This is a genomic window from Pseudomonas sp. B3G-3, from assembly GCF_028640915.1.
In the GTDB taxonomy this organism is placed as follows: Bacteria; Pseudomonadota; Gammaproteobacteria; order Pseudomonadales; family Pseudomonadaceae; genus Aquipseudomonas; species Aquipseudomonas chlororaphis_I.
The window spans coordinates 189,688-211,378 of sequence record NZ_JAQZAB010000064.1; the positions used below are offsets into that span (position 1 = coordinate 189,688).

21 protein-coding genes are annotated in these 21,691 nt (G+C 64.3%); 8 read left to right on the top strand and 13 right to left on the bottom strand.

All coding sequences use genetic code 11. From position 1 onward, the window contains the following. Position 1 precedes the first annotated feature (1 nt). From PVZ80_RS04800 to folE2, 6 genes are read right to left on the bottom strand one after another with little or no spacing between them, the layout of a single operon-like run. Positions 2-562 (bottom strand): gamma carbonic anhydrase family protein, encoded by a 561-nt coding sequence (locus PVZ80_RS04800; protein WP_063433451.1) that lies wholly within the window; start codon positions 560-562, stop codon positions 2-4. Beyond that, the gene (hisI, locus tag PVZ80_RS04805) at positions 559-996 is read right to left on the bottom strand and encodes a phosphoribosyl-AMP cyclohydrolase (protein ID WP_273863477.1); all 438 of its coding nucleotides are present in this window, start codon (positions 994-996) and stop codon (positions 559-561) included. Before hisI ends, PVZ80_RS04800 begins: the two co-directional genes overlap by 4 nt. After that, positions 993-1,877: a metal ABC transporter substrate-binding protein gene (locus tag PVZ80_RS04810; RefSeq protein ID WP_016703987.1), complete on the bottom strand. Its 885-nt coding sequence runs from the start codon at positions 1,875-1,877 to the stop codon at positions 993-995. The genes hisI and PVZ80_RS04810 overlap by 4 nt, the downstream gene beginning before the upstream one ends. 11 nt (positions 1,878-1,888) lie before the next feature. Then, on the bottom strand, positions 1,889-2,755 hold the full coding sequence (locus PVZ80_RS04815; protein ID WP_273863478.1) for a metal ABC transporter permease: 867 nt from the start codon (positions 2,753-2,755) through the stop codon (positions 1,889-1,891). Further along, a complete protein-coding gene (locus PVZ80_RS04820; RefSeq protein WP_273863479.1) occupies positions 2,755-3,423 on the bottom strand; it encodes a metal ABC transporter ATP-binding protein in 669 nt (222 codons plus the stop codon). Before PVZ80_RS04820 ends, PVZ80_RS04815 begins: the two co-directional genes overlap by 1 nt. After that, a complete protein-coding gene (gene folE2 / locus PVZ80_RS04825; protein WP_020371219.1) occupies positions 3,420-4,316 on the bottom strand; it encodes a GTP cyclohydrolase FolE2 in 897 nt (298 codons plus the stop codon). The genes PVZ80_RS04820 and folE2 overlap by 4 nt, the downstream gene beginning before the upstream one ends. Before the next feature lie 130 nt (positions 4,317-4,446). Here folE2 and PVZ80_RS04830 point away from each other — a divergent pair, with 130 nt between their 5' ends. Then, positions 4,447-5,667 carry an N-acetylmuramoyl-L-alanine amidase gene (locus PVZ80_RS04830; RefSeq protein ID WP_273863480.1) on the top strand — a complete coding sequence of 407 codons (1,221 nt, stop codon included), beginning with the start codon at positions 4,447-4,449 and terminating at the stop codon, positions 5,665-5,667. A 130-nt stretch (positions 5,668-5,797) separates the two neighbouring features. Here the strand turns inward: PVZ80_RS04830 and PVZ80_RS04835 are convergent, their stop codons facing one another. Further along, positions 5,798-6,178, bottom strand: coding sequence for a hypothetical protein (locus PVZ80_RS04835; protein ID WP_016703991.1), 381 nt, complete (start codon positions 6,176-6,178; stop codon positions 5,798-5,800). A gap of 134 nt (positions 6,179-6,312) precedes the next feature. Here PVZ80_RS04835 and dksA point away from each other — a divergent pair, with 134 nt between their 5' ends. From dksA to PVZ80_RS04855, 4 genes are all read left to right on the top strand, one after another. Beyond that, a complete protein-coding gene (gene dksA / locus PVZ80_RS04840) occupies positions 6,313-6,717 on the top strand; it encodes an RNA polymerase-binding protein DksA (protein WP_009051641.1) in 405 nt (134 codons plus the stop codon). A gap of 25 nt (positions 6,718-6,742) precedes the next feature. After that, positions 6,743-7,951, top strand: coding sequence for a zinc metallochaperone GTPase ZigA (gene zigA, locus PVZ80_RS04845; protein ID WP_028683623.1), 1,209 nt, complete (start codon positions 6,743-6,745; stop codon positions 7,949-7,951). After that, complete coding sequence (locus PVZ80_RS04850) at positions 7,951-8,661, top strand: DUF1826 domain-containing protein (RefSeq protein WP_273863481.1); 711 nt, start codon at positions 7,951-7,953, stop codon at positions 8,659-8,661. The genes zigA and PVZ80_RS04850 overlap by 1 nt, the downstream gene beginning before the upstream one ends. 166 nt (positions 8,662-8,827) lie before the next feature. Beyond that, positions 8,828-9,790, top strand: coding sequence for a CobW family GTP-binding protein (locus PVZ80_RS04855; RefSeq protein WP_273863482.1), 963 nt, complete (start codon positions 8,828-8,830; stop codon positions 9,788-9,790). A gap of 144 nt (positions 9,791-9,934) precedes the next feature. Here the strand turns inward: PVZ80_RS04855 and PVZ80_RS04860 are convergent, their stop codons facing one another. Further along, positions 9,935-10,330: a DUF3301 domain-containing protein gene (locus tag PVZ80_RS04860; protein WP_009051637.1), complete on the bottom strand. Its 396-nt coding sequence runs from the start codon at positions 10,328-10,330 to the stop codon at positions 9,935-9,937. A gap of 116 nt (positions 10,331-10,446) precedes the next feature. On the opposite strand from PVZ80_RS04860, the gene pdxY reads away from it, so the two are divergent. After that, entirely contained in the window at positions 10,447-11,319 is an 873-nt protein-coding gene (pdxY, locus tag PVZ80_RS04865; RefSeq protein WP_009051636.1) for a pyridoxal kinase PdxY, read from the top strand. Between the two features lie 63 nt (positions 11,320-11,382). Here the strand turns inward: pdxY and PVZ80_RS04870 are convergent, their stop codons facing one another. Further along, the gene (locus tag PVZ80_RS04870) at positions 11,383-11,865 is read right to left on the bottom strand and encodes an acyl-CoA thioesterase (protein ID WP_007927601.1); all 483 of its coding nucleotides are present in this window, start codon (positions 11,863-11,865) and stop codon (positions 11,383-11,385) included. 265 nt (positions 11,866-12,130) lie between these two features. On the opposite strand from PVZ80_RS04870, the gene PVZ80_RS04875 reads away from it, so the two are divergent. Further along, positions 12,131-13,894 (top strand): cation:proton antiporter, encoded by a 1,764-nt coding sequence (locus PVZ80_RS04875; RefSeq protein ID WP_038635779.1) that lies wholly within the window; start codon positions 12,131-12,133, stop codon positions 13,892-13,894. Positions 13,895-14,038: 144 nt separating this feature from the next. Here PVZ80_RS04875 and PVZ80_RS04880 read toward each other — a convergent pair whose 3' ends face one another. The 4 genes from PVZ80_RS04880 to uvrD all read right to left on the bottom strand — a co-directional run bounded on the left by PVZ80_RS04880 (position 14,039) and on the right by uvrD (position 18,337). Further along, entirely contained in the window at positions 14,039-14,380 is a 342-nt protein-coding gene (locus tag PVZ80_RS04880; protein ID WP_337960717.1) for a hypothetical protein, read from the bottom strand. A 56-nt stretch (positions 14,381-14,436) separates the two neighbouring features. After that, complete coding sequence (locus tag PVZ80_RS04885) at positions 14,437-14,844, bottom strand: SMI1/KNR4 family protein (protein WP_007927598.1); 408 nt, start codon at positions 14,842-14,844, stop codon at positions 14,437-14,439. Between the two features lie 138 nt (positions 14,845-14,982). Further along, positions 14,983-15,861, bottom strand: coding sequence for a Tim44 domain-containing protein (locus tag PVZ80_RS04890; RefSeq protein WP_009051633.1), 879 nt, complete (start codon positions 15,859-15,861; stop codon positions 14,983-14,985). 292 nt (positions 15,862-16,153) lie between these two features. Beyond that, a complete protein-coding gene (uvrD, locus tag PVZ80_RS04895) occupies positions 16,154-18,337 on the bottom strand; it encodes a DNA helicase II (protein ID WP_009041397.1) in 2,184 nt (727 codons plus the stop codon). 246 nt (positions 18,338-18,583) lie between these two features. Between uvrD and PVZ80_RS04900 the strand changes: the two genes are divergently transcribed. Further along, complete coding sequence (locus PVZ80_RS04900; protein WP_273863483.1) at positions 18,584-21,448, top strand: putative bifunctional diguanylate cyclase/phosphodiesterase; 2,865 nt, start codon at positions 18,584-18,586, stop codon at positions 21,446-21,448. Positions 21,449-21,691: the final 243 nt, after the last annotated feature.

Here is a 21,691-nt window from a genome sequence, read left to right on the forward strand (position 1 = left end):
TTCAGAACTCGTTCTGCAGGGCTTTGTAACCGCGCACCAGATCGACATTGGTGCGCGCCACGTCTTCGGAAAACTCCGAGGCGCTGACGCTGACCGGCGGGAACTGCGAGAGGTTGGTATTGGGCCCGATGCGGGTGGTGGAGGGCACGTAGAAGCCTTGCGGCAGGTCGCGGCCATCGACCACCGAGTTGTGCCGCACCACGCTGCCGTTGCCGACCGCGCAGTTGAACAGCACGCTGTTGAAGCCGATGAATACCCGGTCGCCGACCGTGCACGGGCCATGGACGATGGAGCGGTGGGCGATGGAGGTGAATTCGCCGATGGTCACCGCCGCGCCGGATTTGGAGTGGATCACCACGCCGTCCTGGATGTTCGAATTGGCGCCGATGATGATCGGGTCCATGGCGCCATGTTCGTTGACTTCGTCGGCGCGGATCACCGCGTAGGGGCCGACGAAGACGTTCTCGCCGATCACCACCTTGCCGCAGATGATGGCGGTCTTGTCGACGTAGGCCGACTCGGCGATGACCGGCAGATCGCCGGAAGGGTTTTTGCGAATCATGCTGGGGTTTCCTGTAGCGGTGCGCTGATGACCTGCACCGCGCCGTCGCGAATGGCGTTGTAGAAACAGTTGGGGCGCCCGGTGTGGCAGGCCGGGCCTTGCTGATCCACCAGCAGCAGGACGGCGTCGCCGTCGCAGTCCAGGCGTGCTTCGAGCAAACGCTGGTGATGCCCCGAGCTTTCGCCCTTGCGCCACAGTTGCCGGCGCGAGCGCGACCAGTAGCAGACCTGCCCGCTGGCCAGGGTCTCGGCCAGCGCCCTGCGGTTCATCCAGGCCAGCATCAGCACCTCGCCGCTGTCGTGCTGCTGGGCGATGGCGGCGATCAGGCCGTCGGCATTCCATGGCAGGGCATCGAGCACGCTGGTGAGCGGCCAACGGCTGCCCAGGGGCGCGCTTTCCAGGTCGAGCATCGACAGTGGAGGGCGCTTGTTCATGGCTGGCTCAGGGCGTCGTACAGGGTGTTCAGGTTGTATTCGAACAACCCGGTGAACGTGCTGGCCGGCCCCTTGGCGGCGAGGGCGTCGGAGTACAGGGTGCCGCCGATCTGGGCGCCGCTTTCGTCGGCGATCTGCTTGAGCAGGCGTGCGTCCTTGATGTTCTCCATGAACACCGCCTTGACCTTGGCGTTGCGGATCTGGGTGATCAGCGCGGCGACTTCGGCGGCCGAGGGTTCGCGCTCGGTGGACAGGCCTTGCGGGGCCATGAAGTCGATGCCGTAGGCCTGCCCCAGGTAACCGAAGGCGTCGTGGGAGGTGACGATCTTGCGGTTGCCCGGCGGCAGCGCGCCGAACTTGGCCTTGGCTTCGGCCAACAGCGCGTAGATCCGTTTCAGGTAGGCCTGGCTGTTGCGTTCGTAGTCGGCCTTGTTCGCCGGGTCGGCGGCCACCAGCGCCTTGGTGATGTTGCTCACATAGAGTTCGGCGTTCGCCAGGTTGTGCCAGGCGTGAGGGTCGGGAATGGTCTCACCGTCCTCATCCAGCGAACGAGGGATCACCCCGCGACTGGCGGTGATCACCGGAGCCCGGGTGGCGGTACTGGCCACCAGGCGATCCAGCCAGGGCTCGAAACCCAGGCCGTTCTTGATGATCAGCCGGGCCTTGAGCAGGGCCTTGGCATCGTCCGGCGTTGGTTCGTAGGTGTGGGCGTCGGCGTCCGGGCCGACCATGTCGGTGATCTGGATGTGCTCGCCGCCGACCTGTCGGGTGATGTCGGCGAGGATGCTGAAGCTGGTGACCACAGCGAGTTTGTCCGCGGCCTGGGCGGGTGACAGCGACAACGGCAGCAACAGACTGAAGAGCACGAGTAGAGCGCGCATCGGGGAACACCTCATGAGGATGTGAGCAAAGGCGGGCGGCGCAGCAGACCGTGCACCGGACCGAACACCACGGACAGCAGGTACAGGCCGCCAGCCACCAGGACGATGGCCGGGCCGCTGGGCAGCGAGTAGTGGAACGACAGCAACAGACCGAGCCATACCGAGAGGCAGCCGAGCAGCGCGGCGATGCCGATCAGCACCGGCAGGCGGCGACTCCAGAAGCGTGAGGCGGCGGCCGGCAGCATCATCAGGCCGACCACCATCAAGGCGCCGATGGCCTGGAAACCGATCACCAGGTTCAGCACCACCAGGGTCAGGAACAGGCCGTGGGCGAGGGGGCCGAGGCGGCTGACGCTGTTGAGGAACAGCGGGTCGAGGGTGTCCAGCAGCAACGCTTTGTAGATCAGCGCCATGGCCACCAGGCTGAACCCGGAGACCCAGAGCATGCCGTCGAGGGTCGGCCCATCCACCGCCAGGGCCGAGCCGAACAGCAGGTGCAGCAGGTCCAGGCGCTTGCCGGCGAGGCCGAGAATCAGCACGCCGCTGGCCAGGGAAATCGGGTAGATCGCGGCCAGGCTGGCGTCTTCGCGCAAACCGGTGCGCCGGGTAATCCAGGCGGCCAGCCCGGCCATGCCCAGGCCGGCACCGAGGCCGCCGAAGGTCAGCGCTGGCAGGCTCAACCCGGCGAACCAGAAGCCCAGCGCAGCGCCGGGGAGGATGCCATGGGCCACGGCGTCGCCGATCAGGCTCATGCGCCGCAGGATCAGAAACACCCCCAGCGGCGCGGTGCTGCACGCCAGCACCAGGCCGCCGAGCAACGCCCGGCGCATGAACACGAATTCGTGGAAGGGTTGCCAGAGCTGGGCAGCGGCGAGCATCAGGCCACCTGCATCCGCAGGGGCTGGACGATCAGTTCCTCGCTGCCGCCGAACAGGCAACCGCTGGCTTTGATCACCAGGGTCTGGGGGATGTGTTGGCGCACGGCGGCGAGGTCATGGCAGACCACGATTTGCGTGCGGCCTTGCTGCTGCCAGCTGTGGATGTGTTTCCACAACAGGGCCTGGCCCAGTTCGTCCAGGGCGGCATGGGGTTCGTCCAGCAGCAACAGCGGGGCATCGGCGAGGCTCAGGCGGGCGAGCAGGGCGCGTTGCAATTCGCCGCCGGACAGGGCCATCAGCGGGCGTTGTTCCAGGCCGCTCAGGCACCAGTCTTCGAGCACCCGCTGCAGGCGTTCGGCACGCTGTTGCGAGCTTTGCCGATCGCCCCAGAAGCCGGCGGCTACCAGCTCTTGCAGAGTGATGGGGAACTGCCGGTCGAGGTATTGCTGCTGCGGCAGAAAGGACAGGCCGCCACGGCGGGGAACCTGCAACCTGACTTTCCCGGCCAAGGGTTTTTGCAGGCCGGTGATGACCTTCAGCAGGCTGCTTTTGCCCGAGCCGTTGGCACCGATGATGGCGGTCAGGCTGCCGGGTTTCAGCTCGAGGTCGAGCGCTGGCGTCAGCGGTTGGCCGGGCGCGCCCCAACGCAGCGATTGCAGGTCGATCATGCGGCCTCCCAGTTCCAGCGGCTTTCCGCTACGGCGTCGTGGGCGTGCAGGCTTTCGGCGTGAACCACGCGCACCTGGAAGGCGCGGATGCCGGGCGAGCGTTGCAAGGCGAGGTTCAGGCGGCGCGCGGCGTCTTCGCAGAACATCAGGTTCTGCCCGTTGGCCAGGGCGAAGGCTTGTTCGTCGGCGCGTTTCACCGCGGTTTGCACGGCGGTACCGAGGGCGGCTTCGGCGTCGTTGATCGCTGCCATCAGCGGCAACTCATCGAGAAAGTCGTCCAGGCGCAGCTGCAATTGCGCACTGCTGCGCTGACTGTGGGGCGTGGCGACTATGCCTTTCGAAGAACCGAGCCAGGCCAGGATGTCTTCGTGTTGCAGCTGCCGGTTGGCGAAGTCATCGATGAATTGCTGTTGAATCAGCTGCCTGGAAAGCGCGGCGGAACAAGGGCAGGTGGAGGAATAAGGCACCTCGATTTTTAGTTCCACGTGGAACATTGCGTTTTTCAGATGCGCTTCGATGCTCACCGGATAGGTTTTCCAGCCGGTCAACGGGCTGATCAAGGCCGGGCGTTTCAGCAGCAGATCGGCATGAATTCGCAGGTAGGCGCTGCTGGACAGACCGTCGTGGCTGTCGAGAAAACGTTGCAGTACCTGGCGCATCAGGCCCGGGGTGAGGTTTTCCTGTTCGAGCATTTCCAGCGCCAGATACAGGCGCGACATATGAATGCCGCGTGCTTCGCCATCGTCGAGGCTGACGCCGGCATCCGCTTTTGCGCCAATCCGCTGGCCATCAAACAACACAGGTAAGGCAATGCCACACATGCCCACCCACTCAAGGGGCAGGGCCTGGCGTGCGGCCTGCGCGGCGATATCCGGCAGAGTCAGCGCATTCATGAGCAGGTCCATCGTTGGAAACAATTCGCCATGTTATATTATAACAATGCGGTCGATGAAACCTTTTTCCTGAACGTTTTTTCACCAAGCCTTATCGAGCATGGATGCTCCTCAATCTGCGGTGTAAGTCATGCACAGACGTCAGTTGCTCAACCTGCTGTTGGCCAGCGCGGCCTTGGTTCTGCCTTTGGGGGTGTCCGCCACCCAGATCCGCAACCTGCGGTTATGGAATTCGGCCGACAAGCTGCGCCTGGTGCTCGATCTGAGTGGGCCGGTGCAGTACAAGACCTTCACGCTCAGCGCGCCGGAACGCCTGATCATCGACCTCAGCGGCGCGCAGCTCAGCGGGGATTTCAGCCAGCTGGCCCTGGCCAACACGCCGATTCGCTCGATCCGTTCCGGGCACTTTGGCCAGGGCGATACGCGGATCGTTCTCGACCTGGCCGAACCGCTGCGGCTCGACAGCTTTTTGCTGCCGCCCCAGGACGGCCAGGGTCACCGTCTGGTGCTCGACCTGAGCAACGCCAGCCATGTTCCACAGCAGATTGCGGCGGTCGCCGCCCCGGCTTTGTCGCGTGAAACACCGACGGACCGGGCGCATCCCAAGCGCGACATCATCGTCGTGGTTGACCCGGGCCATGGCGGCAAGGACCCGGGGGCGGTCGGCGCCCGGGGCGAACGGGAGAAGGATGTGGTGCTGGCGATCGCCCAGCTGCTGGCCAAGCGGCTGAAGCGGGAGAAGGGCTTCGATGTGAAGCTGGTGCGCAACGACGATTTCTTCGTGCCGCTGCGCAAGCGGGTGGAGATCGCCCGCAAGCACAAGGCCGACATGTTTATCTCGGTGCACGCCGATGCGGCGCCGCGCCTGACGGCGTCCGGGGCTTCGGTGTATGCATTGTCTGAAGGTGGCGCGACCTCGGCCACCGCGCGTTTCATGGCGCAGCGGGAGAACGGCTCCGACCTGCTGGGCGCCACCAGCCTGCTCAATCTGAAAGACAAGGACCCGATGCTCGCCGGGGTGATTCTCGACATGTCGATGAACGCGACCATCGCCGCCAGCCTGCAGTTGGGCAGCACCGTGCTGGGCAGCCTGGCGGGCATCACCACCCTGCATCAGAAGCGCGTGGAACAGGCCGGTTTCGCGGTGCTCAAGTCCCCCGACGTGCCCTCGATCCTGGTGGAGACCGGCTTCATCTCCAACAGCCGCGACAGCCAGCGCCTGGTGAACGCGCGGCACCAGCAGGCGATTGCCGACGGGTTGTTCGCGGGCTTGCAGAGCTACTTCCAGAAGAACCCGCCGGTGAACAGCTACATGGCCTGGTTGCAGGAGCAGAAAAAAGCCCAGGTCTGACGCCGCCCAGGCTTCTGTAGGAGCACAGCTTGCGTGCGATGAAGACGCTGCGGTGTATCCGCTATACCGCGTAAGCGTTCATCGCGGGCAAGTCGGATCGCCGCCCGCTCGCTCCTACAAAATACTCTGCTTAGCAGCCAGTGATCCGGCTGCAAGTGAACTTACCGCTGCTACCGCCGGAGCTGGAAAAACGGTTGCGGGTGGTCCAGCCGACGCGCTGGCTGTAGCCGACCCAGGCTTCGCCATCGGAGGCCAGGCCGGTAAAGAAAGTCAGTTGACCGTAGCGGCTATTGGTCTGCGCCCAATAACGTTTGCCGGCCACTTCGAAGCCTCGCAGATAGGTAGTGCTGCCCGCGGCCGCGACGCTGTAGGCATTGCCTTCGGCATCCACGCAGGCCAGCAGATTGGCGCTGCGGGTGCAGGTGGCCAGGGCGCTGGGTACTTGCGCGTTGGCGGCATTCGCGACCAGCAGGGACAGGCTCAGCAGCGTGTATTTCAGGGCATTGCGCATCGGCGTTCTCGGCAAGGGACGCTCAAGCATCCCGCCCTTCGTCGTGGGCGGCAAGAGAGGGTTGGCTTATTTGTATTGTTATACTATAACATTAAATAAAGCCTGATCCGTGACCCGCCATGACTGAACGCCCGATGACCGAAGCGCAACTTCTCGCCCAACCCGAGGCGGACTACATGAACGACGTCCAGCAGGCCTATTTCCGTGAGCTGCTGCTGGCCCAGCGCGTCGAGCTGCAAGAGCGCATCGACGGTGAATTCGAGGTGCTGCGCGAGCAGGAGCCCCACAGCGACCCCGCCGATATCGGCAGCGCCGAAGAACAGCGTCAGTGGCAACTGCGCCTGCTGGAGCGGGAAAAGAAGCTGCTGGACAAGATCGACGAAGCCCTCGAACGCCTGGCCCGCGGCGAGTACGGCTGGTGCCGTGAAACCGGCGAGGCCATTGGCCTCAGGCGCCTGCTGCTGCGGCCCACCGCCACTCTGTGTATCGAAGCCAAAGAACGCCAAGAGCTGCGCGAACGCCACCAACGGGCGATCTGACCCAGCCCCCGATGAGGATCACCTGATGACCGACCGTCTCCCCGTTACCGTGCTGTCCGGCTTTCTCGGCGCCGGCAAAAGCACGCTGCTCAACTACGTCCTGCGCAACCGCGACCACCTGCGGGTGGCGGTGATCGTCAACGACATGAGCGAAATCAACATCGATGGCAGCGAAGTGCAGCGCGATGTCAGCCTCAACCGCGCCGAAGAAAAACTGGTGGAAATGAGCAACGGCTGCATCTGCTGCACCCTGCGCGAAGACCTGCTGGAAGAGGTCGGCAAGCTGGCCAGGGACGGGCGTTTCGACTACCTGCTGATCGAATCCACCGGCATCTCCGAACCGCTGCCGGTGGCCGAGACCTTCACCTTTCGCGACGAGGCGGGGCAGAGCCTGGCTGACATTGCGCGGCTGGACACCATGGTCACCGTGGTCGATGGCATGAACTTCCTGCTCGATTACCAGGCCGCGGAAAGCCTGGCATCCCGTGGCGAAACCCTGGGTGAGGAGGACGAGCGCTCGATCACCGACCTTTTGATCGAGCAGATCGAGTTCGCCGACGTGATCTTGATCAGCAAGATCGACCTGATCGGCAGCGACGAGCGCCAGGAGCTGATCGCCATCCTTGAGCGCCTCAATTCCCAGGCGGAAATCATCCCCATGGTGATGGGCGAAGTACCGTTGGCGAAGATCCTCAACACCGGCCGTTTCGACTTCGAGCGGGCCGCCCAGGCGCCGGGCTGGTTGCAGGAACTGCGCGGCGAGCACGTGCCGGAAACCGAGGAGTACGGCATCGCCTCCAGCGCCTATCGGGCGCGGCGGCCGTTCCATCCGCAGCGCTTTTTCGACTTCATCAACCGCCCCTGGATCAACGGCAAGCTGTTGCGTTCCAAGGGCTTTTTCTGGCTCGCCAGCAAGCATCAGGAGGCGGGCAGTTGGTCTCAGGCTGGCGGTCTGATGCGTCATGGTTTCGCCGGGCGCTGGTGGCGTTTCGTGCCCAAGCAGCACTGGCCGCAGGACGCGGAAAGCACCGCGGCGATCATGCACAACTGGACCGCCGCCACCGGCGACTGCCGCCAGGAACTGGTGTTCATCGGCCAGAACATCGACTTCGCCCGGCTCACCGCCGAACTCGACGACTGCCTGCTGACTGACGACGAAATGGCCCTGGGCGTGGAGGGCTGGGGCCTGATGCGCGACCCGTTCGGCCCCTGGCATGAAGAGGCTGCTGCTTGATGCCTTACCTGTCCCTGAGCCCTGTGAGAGCGACCGGCCGACGTTCGATTGCCGGTGCGGAAGTCCTGCGGCCAATCCTGCAAAAGCCGACACGCCGTCAGGCCTCCGGCCCGGCGCCCATCGTCCTGGCCGAGGTGCTGGACGATGAGGTCAACCTGGCCCTGTGGCAGCGCCGGTTGCCGGCGCATATCGCCGATTTTGGTGCCTTGCTGCTGTCGCTGAACGAGCCTTTGGCCGAATCGCTGTCGCTGGAACTCGACACTGAGGACGCCGAGCCTAACCTGCGCGGCCTGGCCTCCGGCTTCAGCGATCTGCAGGGATACGACGGCTTTATCGCCGATGTCGCCTGGCTGGTCAGCGCCTTCGCCTGCCTGTTGGGCGCTAAGCGTGTAGGCCTGCGCTTGCGGGGGCTGGATAAGGCCATGTGCCCGCGTTTTCATGTCGACCATGTGCCGGTACGGCTGATCACCACCTATGCCGGTGTCGGCAGCCAGTGGCTGCGCGAGGGAGCGATGGACCGCCGGCAACTGGGCCAGGCCGAGGCCGAACCCACGGATGCCGCGCTGATCCAGCAGATCGCCAGCGGCGAGGTGGCCCTGTTCAAGGGCGAGAAATGGCTGGGCAACGAGGGCTTCGGCCTGATCCACCGCTCGCCGCAACCGGCTCCCGGCGAACGCCGGCTGATCCTCACCCTGGACTGGCTTGGCTGACTTTGTAGCCGCTGCCGCAGGCTGCGATAAGGCGCGTGGCGCCTTTGACGTCCTCAAGAACACGTCAGCTTCGCTGCCGATCGCAGCCAGCGGCAGCGGCCATGGGAATTTCGCTGCCGCGGCTTAGCGCGTAGGATCAATCACCTCCTTTCCGAGCGCCTCACCCATGCTGCACAACATCCCCACCCACGTCATCGCCGGCCCCCTCGGCGCGGGCAAGACCAGCCTGATCCAGCACCTGTTGGCGCAGCGTCCGGCCCATGAGCGCTGGGCGGTGCTGATCAACGAGTTCGGCCAGATCGGCCTGGACGCGGCGCTGCTGACCCGGGACGAGGACGGTATCGCCCTGGGCGAGGTGGCCGGTGGCTGCCTGTGCTGTGTCAACGGTGCGCCGTTCCAGGTGGGCCTGGGGCGCCTGTTGCGCAAGGCCCGGCCCGATCGCCTGTTTATCGAACCTTCCGGCCTGGGGCACCCGGCGCAGCTGCTCCAGCAATTGCGCGAGGCGCCCTGGCAACAGGTCCTGGCCGTGCAACCTTGTGTGCTGGTGCTCGATGCCCAGGCATTGGCGGCCGGCAAGCCGCTGCCGCGGGCCCAACAGGAGGCGCTGCCCAGCGCTGGCCTGTTGCTGCTGAACAAGGAGGAGGGGCTCGACGCGGTGCAGCGTCAGGGCATTCTCGAGCAGTTGCCGGCCTGTCCGGTGCTCTGGAGCACCCGCGGGGCCTTGCCGCTGGACCGTTTGCCTGGCGCGGACGTTCAGGCGGGGGCGGCTGTAGAGGCCTTCGAAGTACCCAAGGGATTGGCGCAGTTGCCGGCGATCTGGACCGATCCGGCCCAACCCATCTGCCTGAGCCAGGCCCAGGAGGGCGGCTGGAGCATCGGTTGGCGCTGGCACCCAAGCCGGGTGTTCGAGGTCGGGCTCGTCGAGCAATGGCTGGCGAGCCTCGACTGGCGTCGGGCCAAGCTGGTGATTCACGGCGCCGATGGCTGGGTCTCGGGCAACGCCCTGGATAACGCGGCGTTGCACTGGCAAGCCAGCGAATGGCGCCGCGATTCACGGATCGAGCTGATCTTCAGCGAGCCGCAAGACGTGGCCGTCCTGCAACAATCCCTGGCCGAGTGCTGCCAATAATCCAACGTGGTCCGATGCTTCTGTAGGAGCGAAGCTTGCTCGCGATAGCCGCGAAGCGGTGATTTATCCTGGTAAACCGCGTCATCGTTGACGTCTTTTTCGCGGGCAAGCCTCGCTCCTACAGGATTGCATAGGCGGTTGGCGCTACTTGCTACGCTCTTCACGCCACTGGCTCAGCTCGATCACCTCGGCGCTGCGGGTCGGCACGGGTGGGGGCGCCGGCGTTGCAATCGGGTAGGGCGCCAGCTCGATCTGCGCGCTGTGGGCGCCGAACTGGGTGATGGTCCCCGCATGGCGGGTTTCGCCGGTGACGGTGAATTCGAAGTTGTAGATCCGGGCCAGGCGCCGGCGACCACTGGCGTCCCTGACGAAGCCGATGCGCTTCAACGCCACGTTGCCGTCCAGCAGCTCGATATCGAGCCGCGCGCAATGCTGCTTGACCCTCTCCAGCGCCCGTTCGCGCAGGCCGTGGTTGTGCCATAGCCAGGCGGCGCCGGTCGCCAGCAGCATCAGCACGAAAATGTTTCCAAGGGTCAGCATGAGGTGCGCTCCAACGAAGTCGCACCAGCTTAACTGCGTCTTCGGTCTGTCGTACAGGTTGCGTTTAGTCGCATACTGCGCGGCTCGAATTTCAATCGTTTTACGGAATGACCCGAATGAAACGTACGCCTCATCTGCTCGCGATCCAGTCCCATGTGGTCTTCGGCCATGCCGGCAACAGCGCCGCGGTGTTTCCCATGCAGCGGGTCGGGGTGAATGTCTGGCCGCTCAATACCGTGCAGTTCTCCAACCACACGCAATACGGCCAGTGGGCCGGCGAAGTGCTGTCGCCGCATCAGATTCCGGAGCTGGTGGAAGGCATTGCCGCCATCGGCGAGCTGGGTAACTGCGATGCGGTGCTGTCCGGCTACCTGGGCAGCGCGGCACAGGGGCGGGCGATCCTCGGTGGCGTGGCGCGGATCAAGGCGACCAACCCCAAGGCCCTGTACCTGTGCGACCCGGTGATGGGCCACCCGGAAAAGGGCTGCAGCGTGCCGCAGGAGGTCAGCGACTTCCTCTTGGAAGAAGCGGCGGCCGTAGCGGACTTCCTCTGCCCCAACCAGCTGGAGCTGGACAGCTTCGCCGGGCGCAAGCCGCAGTCGCTGTTCGACTGCCTGGCCATGGCTCGGGCGCTGCTGGCTCGTGGGCCGAAAGCGGTGCTGGTCAAGCACCTGGATTACCCGGGCAAGCTGCCGGACGGCTTCGAGATGCTGCTGGTGACCGCCGAAGGCAGCTGGCACCTGCGTCGTCCGCTGCTGGCATTCCCGCGTCAGCCGGTGGGCGTAGGCGACCTGACTTCGGGCCTGTTCCTGGCCCGGGTGCTGCTGGGCGACAGCCTGGTGGCGGCGTTCGAGTTCACCGCCGCGGCGGTGCATGAAGTGCTGCTGGAAACCCAGGCTTGCGCCAGTTACGAGTTGCAGCTGGTACGGGCCCAGGACCGGATCACCCATCCACGGGTGCGGTTCGAGGCGGTGCCGATCGAGCTGTAACGGGTTGCGTGGGGCTTATCACGAACAGGCTCGCTCGGTAGCGGCGAGCCTGTCTTGGACGCATCAGGCGTCGGCCTTGATTTCCTGATAGCGCTTTTCCAGCTCCTGGCGGATCTGCCGGCGTTGCTGGGCCTGCATGAAGCGGCGCTTGTCTTCGCTGGTTTGTGGTTGCAGGGGCGGTACGGCGGCGGGTTTGCGCTGGTCGTCCACGGCCACCATGGTGAAGAAGCAGCTGTTGGTGTGGCGCACCGAGCGCTCGCGGATGTTCTCGGTGACTACCTTGATACCGACTTCCATCGAGGTGTTGCCGGTGTAGTTGACCGAGGCCAGGAAGGTCACCAGTTCGCCGACGTGGATCGGCTCGCGGAAGATCACCTGGTCCACCGACAGGGTCACCACATAACGGCCGGCATAACGGCTGGCGCAGGCGTAGGCGACTTCATCGAGGTACTTGAGCAGGGTGCCGCCGTGGACATTGCCTGAGAAGTTGGCCATGTCAGGGGTCATCAATACCGTCATCGACAGCTGGGCGTTTCCGGGTTCCATAGCACACTCACGGGTTAAGGCAGGGTTGCGGGGCGCACCTCTGCGGGTGCTTAGGTCAGCGTTTCAAACCATCGATAACGGGACGCTGCGCCCGCGGTCGCCGTCACGCGGCGATCTATCTGTTTCCATATATTGCACCGCCTTTCTGGCACAAGTCGCGATGTTAACCTTCAAAAGCCCGTCCCAAGGGCTTTTCCCGCTGGCCGGCAGGTTGCGTAACAAGCCGCGTCGCACGCAACAAAACGACCCCAAGGAGCCCCACGCCATGCATGCCATCAGCTTTATTCAGGACCTGGCAGTGATCATGCTGGTCGCAGGCGTGGTGACCATTCTCTTCCACCGGCTCAAGCAGCCGGTGGTCCTCGGCTATATCGTCGCCGGCTTCATCATCGGCCCGCACACCCCGCCGTTCGGCCTGATCCACGACGAAGACACGATCAAGACCCTGGCCGAGCTGGGGGTGATTTTCCTGATGTTCTGCCTGGGCCTGGAGTTCAGCCTGCGCAAGCTGTTCAAGGTCGGCGCCACGGCCTTTATCGCGGCGTTCATGGAAATTGTGCTGATGATCTGGATCGGCTACGAGATCGGCCGCTGGTTCGACTGGAACACCATGGACTCGCTGTTCCTCGGCGCGATCCTGGCGATTTCCTCGACCACCATCATCGTCAAGGCGCTCAACGACCTGAAGATGAAGAACCAGCGTTTCGCCCAGCTGATCTTCGGCGTGCTGATCGTCGAGGACATCCTCGGCATCGGCATCATCGCCTTGCTCTCGAGCATCGCGGTCAGCGGCACCGTCAGCTCCGGAGAAGTGTTCTCCACCGTCGGCAAGCTCTCGCTGTTCATGATCGTCGCCCTGGTGATCGGCATCCTGCTGGTGCCGCGGCTGTTGGCTTACGTTGCCAAGTTCGAAAGCAACGAGATGCTGCTGATTACCGTGCTGGGGCTGTGTTTTGGCTTCTGCCTGCTGGTGGTCAAGCTGGAGTACAGCATGGTGCTCGGCGCCTTCCTGATCGGTGCGATCATGGCCGAGTCGCGGCAATTGCTGAAGATCGAGCGCCTGATCGAGCCGGTTCGCGACATGTTCAGCGCCATTTTCTTCGTCGCCATCGGCCTGATGATTGACCCGCAGATCCTCCTGCAATACGCCTGGCCGATCGCGGTGATCACCGTCGCGGTGGTGCTGGGCAAGATGCTGTCCTGCGGCCTGGGCGCCTTTATCGCCGGCAACGATGGCCGCACCTCGCTGCGGGTCGGCATGGGCCTGTCGCAGATCGGCGAGTTCTCCTTCATCATCGCGGCGCTGGGCATGACCCTGCAGGTCACCAGCGACTTTCTCTACCCGGTGGCGGTCGCCGTGTCGGCCATTACCACCTTGCTCACGCCTTACCTGATCCGCGCCGCCGACCCGCTGTCGCTGAAGCTCGCCGCCGTGATGCCGACCCGCCTGAGCCGGGTGCTGGGCCTGTACGGCGAATGGCTGCGCAGCATCCAGCCGCACGGCGAGGGTGCGCTGCTGGCGTCGATGATCCGGCGGATCCTGTTGCAGGTCGGGGTCAACCTGGCGCTGGTGGTGGCGATCTTCTTCTCCGGCGGTTATTTCGCCGCGCGCATCGGCGAATACCTGCAGGACTGGATCGGCGATCCGAGCTGGCAGAAGGCGCTGATCTGGGGTGGGGCGCTGCTGCTGTCGCTGCCGTTCCTGATCGCTGCCTATCGCAAGCTCAAGGCCCTGTCGATGCTGCTGGCGGAGATGGGCGTGAAGCCGGAAATGGCCGGGCGCCACACCCAGCGCGTGCGCCGGGTGATCGCCGAGGTGATTCCGGTGCTGTCGTTGCTGGTGATCTTCCTGCTATTGGCGGCGCTGTCTTCGAGTATCCTGCCGACCACCGAGCTGCTGGTGCTGATCGCGGTGGTGACGGCGGCGGTGGCCGCGCTGCTGTGGCGCTGGTTCATCCGTGTGCACACCCGGATGCAGGTGGCGCTGCTGGATACCCTGGATAACCACAAGCAAGACAACGGGCACTAATTGCCGGGTGATGCACAACTCAAGGGCTGGTCGCGCCAGTATTGCCAGGCTTCGAGCCAGCCCTGGTCGTGGGTGACTCCGGGCAGGCTGACGGACTGCACACACACACACGGCTTTCGTCCCCAGCGCCTGTCGATAGGTGGGTTAGAGGCTGGCAGGCACGCTGCGGTCGGCCTGGCCGAGCAAATGCCGTTGCGCTACCCGTGCCAGCTTGGGTGCCTGGTCCAGCGGCTCGAGGGAGCCGTGCAACGGGCTCAGCCCCAGCGCATTGGCCCATAGCCGAGGGCTCAGGTTGCCGGCCAGGGTTTGCACCTGGGCAGTGTCGTCTCGCCGCGCGGCCAGCAACAGGGCCAGTGCCGCGCCACCGGAATAGCCGATCAACTCGAAATCCTGATTGCCGTAACGCTGCTTGAGGCGGTCGAGGGCCTGATCGAGGCTAATGCGGCGATCGACCCGCTGGGGCGACCGCTTGTGAACGTCACGCAACGGGCGGCAGTCGATCCATGCGCCTGCGCCCGCGGGGCGAAACCGCGCAAGGCCGATCAGCTTTCCAGCCAGACGTCCCGCGCCCAGTGCCATACCGACTCCCAGGACTCTTCGGTGATCAGCTCTTCTTCGCCGGACCAGAGCACCACGGTGCCGTCTTCCTCGACGCAGTAGTAGTCGTCACCGTCCTGGCAGATTGGGATCAGCTCGCGCGGCACGCCCATGTCCCAGGCGGTGGCGGCCACTTCCGGCAGGTAGGTGTGGGATTGCGGGTCGGTCACGGTGACCGGCTCCAGGCTGCCGTAGACGACATCGCTCACGGTCAACAGGAACTCTTTGAAGACGAAGGGGATATTGATGAACAGCTGTTCTTCGATTTCCACCAGCAGGTCTTCATCCGGCAGTTCCAGGGGAACGGGTACCGGTTCGTTTGCTTCACGGAGTTGCTCGATGACTTCTTCCACGGCCTGGGTCCTCTTAGCTCTATGGCGCGGTTTAATAGACGGCGGTTTATACAGTAGCTCGCTATAAGTGCAATCGTGAAATGCAAAACCCCGACCTGGGCCGGGGTTTTGCGATTAGCGATGTGACACTGGAGAGGATCAGCCGTTCTGGCGGATACCTGCAACCAGCCAAGGCTGGTTTTCGCCCTGGGCGCGCTCCATGTTCCAGCTTTCGCTGAACACTTCGCCCTGGTCGAAACGCGAGCTCTTCGACACGCCGGTGAAGGTCAGGGTCGCGATGGTCTTGTCGGCGCGGTCGTCGACGCCTTCAAGCTGCACATTGAGGTTGTCGATGTAGGTCGACTGGAAGCCGTCGCCCAGATCGGCACGTTCCTGCTTCAGGAACTGCAGCATCTGCGGGGTCACGAACTCGGCGATCTTGTCCATTTCGTTGGCGTCCCAGTGTTGCTGCAGGGACTGGAAGTGGTTGCGCGCGGCTTCGACGAAACGCTCTTCGTTGAACCAGGCTGGCGCGTTGATCACCGGACGGGCCGCGGCGGCAGGTGCAGCCGAACCGCCGAAGATCGAACCGGAGGCCGGTTTTGGCTCGAAGGCTTCACGCTGCATCGGCGCGTGGCCGGCTGGAGCGTACTGCTCCTGCTGCTTGCGACGACGGGCGGCGATGAAGCGGAAGACCAGGAAGGCGATGACCGCCATGATCAGGATGTCGAAGATCTGCATGCCCTGGAAGCCGTCGCCCATGAACATGGAGGCCAGCAGGCCGCCTGCGGCGATACCGGCCAATGGGCCGAGCCAGCGCGAAGCACCGCCGGCTTTGGCGGCAGCACCCGCGGCACCGGCAGCCCCTGCGGTCGCAGCGGCAGGACCCATACCGGAAGAGGACGGAGCCATTTGGCTGGTCTGGTGGGTCGGCGCAGCGCCGGCGCTTTTGCCGCCACCAAAGCGCTTGGCGTTGGCGTCGAGGCTCATCGTCAGGCCGATGCACAACGCCATGGCGATGCTAAGAAAACGTTTCATAAAGGGAATTCCCATTTGTGGATGGCACGCGCGCCATGTTGCACAGGTGAAGTGTCACTGGCTAGCGGCAGAGTGTTTCGGGCTTTTGCCTGACAGCCGCGGTTCAGCTTCGGTCGAGGCAAGTGGGCCCTGTACAGGTTTGTCCGTTGGGCGGATGCGATGGTTCAGTGGCAAAACATCCCGGCGCCAGCAGTCTCACTGCCGGCGCCGGTCGGGTCGATTGCGCCCCATGTCGCGGGTCGCTTCTCGTTCAGAAACATCGCCCTTGCATGGCGAAGTCGGAGTCGAGGCTTCAGATGGCTTCGAGCTTGGCGTAGCCGAGCATCAGCCACTTGCTGCCTTCGCTGAAGTTCACCTGGACCCGGGCCTGGGCGCCGGCGCCTTCGAAGTTGAGGATCACGCCGTCGCCGAATACCGAGTGGCGTACCGCCTGGCCGAGGCTGAGGCCGGTGTCCGGGATCTCGCTGCCACCGAACAGGCTGCTGGTGCTCTGCGACTGGCCACCGCCGAACGGACGGCTGACGCTGTTGGACAGGCGCACTTCCTGGATCAGCCCCTTCGGAACTTCCCGTACGAAACGCGACACCTTGTTGTAGGTCTCGCTGCCGTACAGGCGTCGGGTTTCGGCGTAGGTCATCACCAGGTTCTGCATCGCCCGGGTGATGCCGACGTAGGCCAGGCGCCGTTCTTCTTCAAGGCGGCCGGGTTCTTCCAGGCTCATCTTGTGCGGGAACAGGCCTTCTTCCATGCCCACCAGGAACACGTAAGGGAATTCCAGACCCTTGGCGCTGTGCAGGGTCATCAGCTGGATGCTGTCTTCGTGCTCGTCGGCCTGGGTGTCGCCGGCTTCCAGCGAAGCGTGGCCGAGGAAGGCCGCCAGTGGCGTCAGTTCCTGGTCTTCTTCGGTGTGCTCGAAGTTGCGCGCGGCGCTGACCAGCTCCTCAAGGTTTTCTACCCGGGCCTGGCCTTTCTCGCCTTTTTCCGCTTCGTGGTAGGCGATCAGGCCGGACTGCTCGATGACGGTCTGGGTCATCAGGTGCAACGGCATCTCGGCGGTCACGGTCGCCAGATGCTCGATCAGTTCCATGAAGGCGCCCAGGGCACCGGCGGCGCGTCCGGTCACACCTTTATTGGCCACCAGCTGGCGCATCGCTTCCCACATCGATACATGGCTGTGGCGCGCATGTTCGCGAATCGCTTCGACGGTCTTTTCGCCAATGCCGCGGGTCGGCACGTTGATCACCCGCTCCAGGGCCGCGTCGTTGCCGCGACCTTCGAGCAGGCGCATGTACGCCATGGCGTTCTTGATTTCGGCGCGTTCGAAGAAGCGCTGGCCGCCGTAGATGCGATACGGAATGCGCTCGCGCAGCAGTGCTTCTTCCAGCACCCGCGACTGGGCGTTGGAGCGATAGAGGATGGCGATATCGCTGCGGGCCAGGCCGGTCTTCAGGGCGCTTTCGATGGTTTCCACCACGTAGCGCGCTTCATCGTGTTCGTTGAAGGCGGCGTACAGGTTGATCGCTTCGCCTTCGCCGCCGTCGGTCCACAGTTCCTTGCCCAGGCGCCCGGTGTTATTGGCGATCAGGGCGTTGGCGGCCTTGAGGATGCCGGCGGTGGAGCGGTAGTTCTGCTCCAGGCGGATCACTTCGGTGTCCGGGAAGTCTTCGGAGTACTGGTGGATGTTCTCGATCTTCGCCCCGCGCCAGCCGTAGATCGACTGGTCGTCGTCGCCCACCACCATCAGGCTGTCGCCGCCCTTGGCCAGCAGGCGCAACCAGGCGTACTGCACGGCGTTGGTGTCCTGGAACTCGTCCACCAGCACATGGCGGAAACGCTTCTGGTAGTGCGCCAGCAGGCCCGGGTGGTCGCGCCACAGGTCCAGGGCGCGCAGCAGCAGCTCGGAGAAGTCGATGACCCCGGCGCGCTGGCAGGCGGCCTCGTAGGCTTCGTAGATGCCGCGCATGGTGGCCAGGAACAGGTCGCCGCTGGCTTGAATGTGTTGCGGACGCAGGCCTTCGTCCTTCTGCCCGTTGATGAACCACTGGGCCTGCCGGGCCGGCCAGCGCTGCTCGTCCAGGCCGAGGTCGCGGATCACCCGCTTGACCAGGCGTTGCTGGTCGTCGCTGTCGAGGATCTGGAAGGTCTGGCTCAGGCCGGCCTCTTGCCAGTGCGCCCGCAGCAGGCGGTGCGCCAGGCCGTGGAAGGTGCCGACCCACATGCCGGCCGGGTTGATCCCCATCAACTGCTCGATGCGCTGGCGCATCTCGGCAGCGGCCTTGTTGGTGAAGGTCACCGACAGGATCGAGTGGGGCGAGGCGTTCTCGACCTGGATCAACCAGGCGATACGGTGCACCAGCACTCGGGTTTTACCGGAGCCAGCACCGGCCAGGACCAACTGACGACCCAAGGAGGCAGCTACGGCCTGGCGTTGGGCATCGTTGAGGGAGTTCAGCAGAAGGGAGAGATCATCGCGCATCGGGGCATTCTAGGGGGCTGGCGCACACCGGGCAAACCAAGCTTTGGTTTAGCCGATAAAAGAACGCTGGGGACGACCGGTCGGTCACGGGCTGCAGCCGTTGGCCGGGCTTGGCCGGAGGAATTTCAGCGGGATCGGCGCTCGAGCCGATTTGCCGATTTTATGATTCCAGGCTGTTTGGTCCGGGCGGTTGCTTGTGTATGCTCCGGCGACGTTTCGGGCTCAATCATTATAAGAACACTGCCTATGACACTCAGCACTGGCCCGTCCGGACCCTTCGTGGAGCCTCGGGTTGTTCGCAAGCAATACGCCATGGAGATGGCGGTAGAGCGCACGCGCCTGCTTTATCAGGGCTCCCTGTTGCCCACTCTGTTCATGCTGCTCAACGGCCTGGTCTGCGCCTGGCTGCTGTGGAGCCCCGAGCGTTATTGGCTGGTCAGCGTGTGGATGGTCTGGCTGCTGGCCCTGGTCGCCCTGCGGGTGATCCAGGTGGCGGCGTTCGACTCGGCGATTCCCAGCCGCCAGGCGCAACCGGTCTGGCGCCGCATGTTCCTGCTCGGCTCCGCCGTCAGCGGCCTGACCCTGGCCTGCGCCGGCATCGCCCTGATGCCCACCGACAATTTCCTGCAGCAGGCCTGGGTCTTCGGCCTGATCGGCGCGGCGATCCTTTCGGCCAGCGTGGCCTATGCGGTCAGCCTGCCGGCCTTCCTGTCCTTTACCTTGCCCTGTTTGCTACCGGCGATCGGCTACCTGTTCTGGGGCGGCGACGAGCAGCAGCGAGGCTGGGGCTGGCTGGGCTTGATCCTGCTGGTGTCGCTGAGCGTGGTGGCCTGGCAGGTCAACCGTTTGATCCAGATGGGCTTGCTGCGGCGCTTCCAGAACCAGGCCCTGATCGAACATCTGCAACAGGCGCAGAGCCGTAGCGAACAGCTCAACAGCGAGCTGCTGCGGGAAGTCGAGCAGCGCCGCCGCGCCGAAGAAGAGTTGCGCGAAGCCCAGGTCGGCCTGGAAAGCCGGGTGGCCCAGCGCAGCCTTGAGCTGGACGCGGCCAACCAGGCCCTGAGCAAGAGCGAGGCGCGCCTGGCCCTGGCCCTGAAGGCCAGTCAGCTGGGGCTGTGGGACTGGAATCTGCAGACCGACGAGGTCCATCACAGCCATATCAAGGAGCTGTTCGGCCTGGAGCCGGAGTTCGTGCGGGCGATGCTCAGCCACCTCAAGCCGCTGCTGCACCCCGAAGACCTGCCGCTGCTCAAGCGCGCGCTGGTTGAGCACCTGAAGGGGCGCACCGAGGATTACCTGGTGGAATACCGCGTGCGCCACGGCGATGGCCACTGGGTCTGGATCGAGGACCGTGGGCGCGCCGTGGAGCGCGGCCCCGGCGGACGGGTGCTGCGTATGGTCGGCACCCGGCGTGATATCAGCGCCAGCAAGCAGCAGGAAGAGCAACAACGCTTGTCGGCGATGGTGTTCGAGGCGGCCAGCGAAGGTATCGTGATTCTCGACCCGGATTACGTGCTGCTGGCGGCCAACCAGGCGTTCAGCCGGGTCACCGGTTACCAGATCGAGGACATGCTCGGGCGCAATGTGGTCGACCTGCCATGCAGCCGCGACGCGCGGCGGCACTATCCGGTGATTCATCAGGCTCTCGAACAGCACGGCAGCTGGCAGGGCGAACTGGTGGAGGCGCGCAAGAACGGCGAGCTGTACCCGCAGTGGCTGCAGTTGAATGTGGTGCGCGATACGCGGGGAAATATCAGTCATATTGTGGGCTTCTTCGCCGATCTGTCGGCGCGGCGCGAATCCGAAGAGCGCATGCGCTACCTGACCCATTACGACGAACTCACCGGCCTGGCCAACCGTTCGCTGTTCCGCGAACGCTTGCGCGAAGCCCATCAACGGATGCGCCAGGGCGGCCGCAGCCTGGCCCTGGTGCATATCAACCTGGACCGTTTCAAGCTGCTCAACGACAGCCTGGGCCACGACGTCGCCGACCAACTGTTGCAGAAAATGGCGCGGCGACTGGTCAATGCGCTGCCGGAAGCCGACACCATTGCCCGGTTGTCCGGCGATGAGTTCGCGGTGCTGTTCGACGCCTATGGCAGCCTGTCGAGCCTGACCCGGGTGGCCACCCGCCTGTCGGCGAAGCTGCGTTTGCCGATCACCGTGGAAGGCCATGAGCTGGTGGTCAGCGCCTCCATGGGCATCAGCATGCTGCCCGACAGCGCGCGGGAAATTCCGGCGCTGATCAGCCAGGCGAACATCGCCATGCAACACGCCAAGCACCTGGGCGGCAACAACTTCCAGTTCTACACCGCCAGCCTGCAAGCCAGCACCCTGGAGCGCCTGCAATTGGAGAACCAGCTGCGCAAGGCGGTCGAGGAGAGCCAGCTGAAGGTGTTCTACCAGCCGAAACTGTGCCTCGCCACCGGCCGCCTGAATGCCGCCGAAGCCCTGGTGCGCTGGGACCATCCCGACCTGGGGCGGGTGCCGCCGGGGGACTTTATCGGCCTCGCGGAGGAGATCGGGCTGATCGGCCCGATCGGCGAATTCGTATTGCGCCAGGCTTGCTGGCAAGCCTGTGAGTGGCAGCGCCAGGGGCTGCCGGCGATTCGGGTGTCGGTGAACCTGTCGGTGCATCAGTTGCGCCAGGGCAAGCTGGTCAGCCTGGTGCGCAGCGTGCTGGAAGAGACCGGGCTGGCACCGCATTTCCTTGAGCTGGAGCTGACCGAAAGCCACCTGCTCGACAGCGTCGAACACATCGTTTCGACCTTCCAGCAACTGCGTGACCTGGGGGTGAAGCTGGCCATCGACGACTTCGGCACCGGTTATTCCTCGCTGAGTTACCTCAAGCGGATTCCGGTGGACTACGTGAAGATCGACCAGGCGTTCATCCGCGGCCTGAGCGAAGGCGGTGCCGACGCGGCGATCACCCGGGCGATCATCGCCATGGCCCACGGGCTGTCGCTGAAGGTGGTGGCCGAAGGGGTGGAACATCCGGGGCAGCTGGCGTTTCTCAAGGAGCAGAAATGCGATGAGGTGCAGGGCTACCTGATCAGCCGGCCGGTGGAAGCCGAGGGCCTGGCGGCGCTATTGAGGGCCGAGACCTTGTAGCAATCGCAAGGGAGCAAGAGGTTTTCAGGAATATCCGAGATTCGGCTTTCACCGAAGCAGCGGTGGCGATACAGCCCAGTGTGAGCGTGGGCTGCGCCAGCAGCTACAAAGAGCACGCGAGGCTGAAACAGTGGGGTGCAAAGGTGATTCAGTTACGCATTGAGCAGGCAAAAAGCGAATTCATGTAGTATAACTACAAAATTGCTACATCCTTGGGCGTCTGCCCCATAACAACGAGTCCAG